The sequence below is a fragment of the Oscillibacter sp. UBA6647 genome (assembly GCA_002455655.1).
GTDB lineage: Bacteria > Bacillota > Clostridia > Oscillospirales > Oscillospiraceae > Oscillibacter.
Window position 1 is genome coordinate 1 of sequence record DKLF01000086.1, and the last position, 4,187, is coordinate 4,187.

Below are 4,187 nucleotides of genomic sequence, written 5' to 3' on the forward strand. Positions count from 1 at the left end.
GCCGCAGTTGTTGTTGCAGCCACAGCCGCCGCAGTTGTTGTTGCAGCCGCAGTTGTTGTTGCTGCCCCAGCCGTTGCCGCAGAAGCAGAACAGAAGGATGAGGATAATGATCCAGCAGCAGTTCCCGCCGCCAAAGAAGCCGTTATTACACATAATTGGACCTCCTATGAAATCGTAGACCGACCATGCATCAGTCTCAATCCATAGTATGCGGGCCTCGGTTGTGTGTTACGAAAGACGCGAAGAGGAGATCATTGCTTTGGCGAAAGAGTGCTCCTCCGTTGTGAAAACGCCCCGGCTTAACAAAGTCTGGCACAAGGTCCCTCCCGTACCGGCGACCTCCGCGTCCAGCGCGTACCAGGAGACATAGACTAAATCTGCCCGCAGAAAGGAGCCTTTAGAAAAAACGGTGCGCTCCGCAGCGGTCAGAACGCCGCAGTCCACCGCCCGGTCCAGCGTCCCGGTCAGGTCTGTGGTGCCTGTGGAGCTGTGGCCCAGCGCCCGGAGGACAAATTCTACATATTGATAGGAGTTTACCTTTTGTCCGGGACGGAAGGTGGTTTTTGTATAGCCGTTGGAATAGCCCTTGGAATAGGCGTAACCCACGTATTTCGCGGGCTCGGACCCGGCCTCGATGTCGGTGAAGGGAGTGGTGCCGGTATAGGCCAGCGCCGCGTCTTCCTCACCCAGCAGGCGGATGAACATAATCAGGGCCTGAAGACGCGTGGGGGATACCTCCAGATCAAAACCCTCGCCGTAGCCGGTGAGGCTGCCCCGGAACAGGCCAACCGCCTTTAGCGCGGACGCGATAGCGTTATAGTCCGTGGCGGAGGAATAGGAAAAGATGTTGGGGCCCTGATAGGACAGCACGGCGGTTTTCCCCGTCACCGAAAAAGCGGCAGACGTGTTCTCCGCCACCAGATAGCGGTGCCGAGGGAGCAGAGCGGAGCCGGAGAAAATTTCCGTACCGGTGGTTGCGTCTACCACCGCCCCGGAGGAAAACGTGACGCCGATCTCTCCTGCCAGCGGCAGCACGAACGTGCCTGTGGAGCCGGAGAGTATATCCCCGGATTTCAGCCGGACTTCCGTCCATTCGGCTGCGCCGGAGAGTTCACCAGTGGACGTACCGGAACCCAGCTCGTTAGCCTTCTGGCGCACCGTGTCGGTAAAGGTCCCGTTCAAATAGGAGAGGGAGACAAGCGGATCGTCGGCCCCGCCGCCTGCTGCGGCGGCGTACCAGCCGACCATGGCCGACAGCAGCAGAAAGAGCGCGGGAAGCAGCGCCCGTTTTTTCATAGGAACTCCTTTCACGCGCCAGAGCGGCTCAGCGGTTTGCGATGCGGTAGCTCAGCGTCAGCAGGCTGTCTGCGAAGTGGATGTTTTCAAACTGCACCATAGGGTCCGTGCTGGACAGCTCAATGTTGGTAAAATTCCAGAAGCCGCGAATGCCCAGCGCAATCAGCCGGTCGGCCATCTCCTGCGCCACGTGCTGGGGAATGGTCAACGACACCACGTCCACCGGATGAGACCGGATAAACACGTCCAGCTCGTTCATAGAGCGGACGGGAACGCCGTTAATGCTGGTTCCCACAAGGGTTGGGTCCACGTCAAAAGCGGCGTCCACGGTAAAGCCAGTCTGAGAGAAGGGGAAGTTTTGCAAAAGAGCATGGCCGAGATTACCCGCACCGATCATGACAAGATGATGATTCTTGTCCACGCCCAGAATGTGGCCAATTTCCGCCCGCAGTTCCTCTACGTTATAGCCGTAACCCTGCTGCCCAAATTCGCCGAAGCAACTGAAGTCCTGCCGGATTTGGGAGGCGGTAATATTCATTTCCTGACCCAGAGAGTGGGAGGAAATGCGCACAACACCGCTGCTGTGCAGGCTGTTGAGCTGGCGGTAGTATCGGGGAAGACGCCGGATCACGGCGTCGGAGATGTTTTCTTTTTTCAAAGGGATACCCCTCCTTTGACAAAATCCGTTAAATATTTCTCAAATGATAGTTTAGACCAAAACAGGAATAATGTCAATTTTTTTAACAATCTTTTTAAGAAAAATTTTTTCTGTAACGGGCTTTACTTTTTTGGAATTACCTGTTATACTCATTTTTGCTGTTTAGTTGTTTCCAAATGGCAGGTATGCGCCCGTAGCTCAGTTGGATAGAGCGTTAGACTCCGACTCTAAAGGCCACTGGTTCGAATCCAGCCGGGCGTACCACAATGAACCCCCCGAGGTTTAGAACCTCGGGGGGTTCGTATTTTGTGCAGGAGAAAAATGTTACATCGGGCTTGAAAACGAGAATATATATTATCTCTATGTAAATAACGAAACCGGTGAAATCGAAGATTTATCGTATGAGGATTTTGTAGTTGGAGATGAAATTACGGTTGATGTGAAATCAGTCGAAAACAGGTATGCGTTAGCCTCTCGAATTCAACTGCTTACGCAGAGAAAATGAGTATTATGGGAAAACTGTAAACCAAAGTTTACAAAAGGCAAGTCTGGTTTTTAGATAAAAATACGGACTTGCTTTTTTTGTGCTATATTTTTGTGCATATTTTATAGAAAAAAGAAATAAATTGTACATGTTAATATGTGCAAAATTTGCTATACTTTATAGCAAGACAAATAATCTGCAAAGTATTCGATATAAAAAAACAAAGGAGATGGAATGATGTCTAAAATTACTGCCGTGACAGCAAGGGAAATTCTGGATTCGAGAGGAAATCCGACGGTTGAGGTAGACGTTGCGCTGGAGAGCGGAGCGATGGGCCGGGCGGCGGTTCCCTCCGGGGCCTCCACCGGAACGAGAGAGGCCGTGGAGCTTCGGGATCACGACGAAAAGCGGTTTCATGGCAAGGGCGTTCAGACGGTGGTCGGCAATGTGAAGACCATCATTGCGCCCCAAATCGTCGGCTTTGACGCGCTGGACCAAAGAAGGCTCGACCGTACGCTCATTGAACTGGACGGTACCGAGAATAAATCGCGGCTTGGCGCGAATGCAATCCTAGGTGTTTCTCTTGCTGCGGCAAGGGCTGCCGCCGCTTCTTTGAATCTGCCCCTGTTCCGGTATATCGGAGGAGCGGGCGCCTGCGAGCTGCCGGTGCCTATGATGAACATTCTCAACGGAGGAAAGCACGCGGACAACACTGTGGACGTGCAGGAGTTCATGATTATGCCTGTGGGTGCGGACAGCTTTGCCGGGGCACTGCGGACGTGCGCCGAGGTATACCAAACCTTGAAGGGCGTTTTGAAGGATAAGGGAATGAATACCGCTGTGGGGGACGAGGGCGGCTTTGCTCCGGATCTCGCCACCAACGAGGACGCGCTGAAGCTGATTGTGGAGGCGATTGAAAAGGCGGGCTATCGGCCCGGAGAGGACGTGTGCATTGCGCTGGACCCCGCTTCCTCCGAATTCCGAGTTGACGGAAAATACGTTTTTGCCGGCGAAAAGGTCAGCCGCACCTCTGAAGAGATGATTGACCTTTACGCCGAGTGGATTCGCAAGTATCCCATTATCTCCCTTGAGGACGGGCTGGCCGAGGACGATTGGGACGGCTGGGCCGCGCTGACGAATCGGCTTGGCGACAGGGTTCAGTTGGTGGGCGACGATATATTTGTCACCAATCCGAAAATTCTCAAGGAGGGAATCCGGAAGCATGTGGCAAACTCTATCCTGATTAAGCTCAACCAGATCGGGACGCTGTCCGAAACGCTGGAAACAATTCAAACGGCGCAGAAGGCGGGCTATACCGCCGTCGTCTCCCATCGGTCGGGAGAAACGGAGGACACCACGCTGGCGGATGTGGCGGTTGCGCTGAACGCGGGCCAGATTAAAAGCGGCGCGCCCTGCCGAGTGGACCGAATCGCAAAATACAATCAATTGCTCAGAATTGAGGAGCTGCTGGGCGGCAGCGCCGTTTTCAGAGGGAAGGACAGCTTTTACAGCATCAAGAGATAACGCGCGGTCTCCACCCGCCGGGCCAAGCGCTTACAGTGGCCGCAAACCTCTGCGCAGACCGCGAAGTCCGGGCCTTGGAACACAGAGAAAAGGCCGCGGGAGACAACATAAAAAAGCAAACAGCCTCCCCACAGGAGCCTTCCGGTTCCTGTGGGGAGGTTTTCGTGTGTAAATACATATCTTTGATGCAAGCTTTGCTTCGCTGCGTGCCGCCCGTTATTCCCA

General features: G+C 54.0%; 3 protein-coding genes and 1 tRNA gene. 2 read left to right on the forward strand and 2 right to left on the reverse strand.

What is annotated here, in order from left to right; all coding sequences use genetic code 11:
* Positions 1-228: 228 nt before the first annotated feature.
* Together B2W96_RS06255 and B2W96_RS06260 are read right to left on the reverse strand one after the other, a co-directional pair.
* On the reverse strand, positions 229-1,296 hold the full coding sequence (locus B2W96_RS06255; RefSeq protein ID WP_293009429.1) for an S-layer homology domain-containing protein: 1,068 nt from the start codon (positions 1,294-1,296) through the stop codon (positions 229-231).
* 28 nt (positions 1,297-1,324) lie between these two features.
* Entirely contained in the window at positions 1,325-1,954 is a 630-nt protein-coding gene (locus B2W96_RS06260) for a redox-sensing transcriptional repressor Rex (RefSeq protein WP_293009430.1), read from the reverse strand.
* Between the two features lie 187 nt (positions 1,955-2,141).
* Here B2W96_RS06260 and B2W96_RS06265 point away from each other — a divergent pair.
* Both B2W96_RS06265 and eno read left to right on the forward strand, forming a co-directional pair.
* A tRNA-Arg gene (locus B2W96_RS06265) sits at positions 2,142-2,218 on the forward strand.
* A gap of 457 nt (positions 2,219-2,675) precedes the next feature.
* On the forward strand, positions 2,676-3,962 hold the full coding sequence (eno, locus tag B2W96_RS06270; protein ID WP_397354701.1) for a phosphopyruvate hydratase: 1,287 nt from the start codon (positions 2,676-2,678) through the stop codon (positions 3,960-3,962).
* The last annotated feature ends 225 nt before the right edge of the window (positions 3,963-4,187 follow it).

Excerpts from the sequence above, each read along its gene's own strand:
- eno (WP_397354701.1), top strand. The coding sequence starts at position 2,676 with ATGTCTAAAATTACTGCCGTGACAGCAAGGGAAATTCTGGATTCGAGA.
- B2W96_RS06255 (WP_293009429.1), bottom strand. The coding sequence starts at position 1,296 with ATGAAAAAACGGGCGCTGCTTCCCGCGCTCTTTCTGCTGCTGTCGGCC.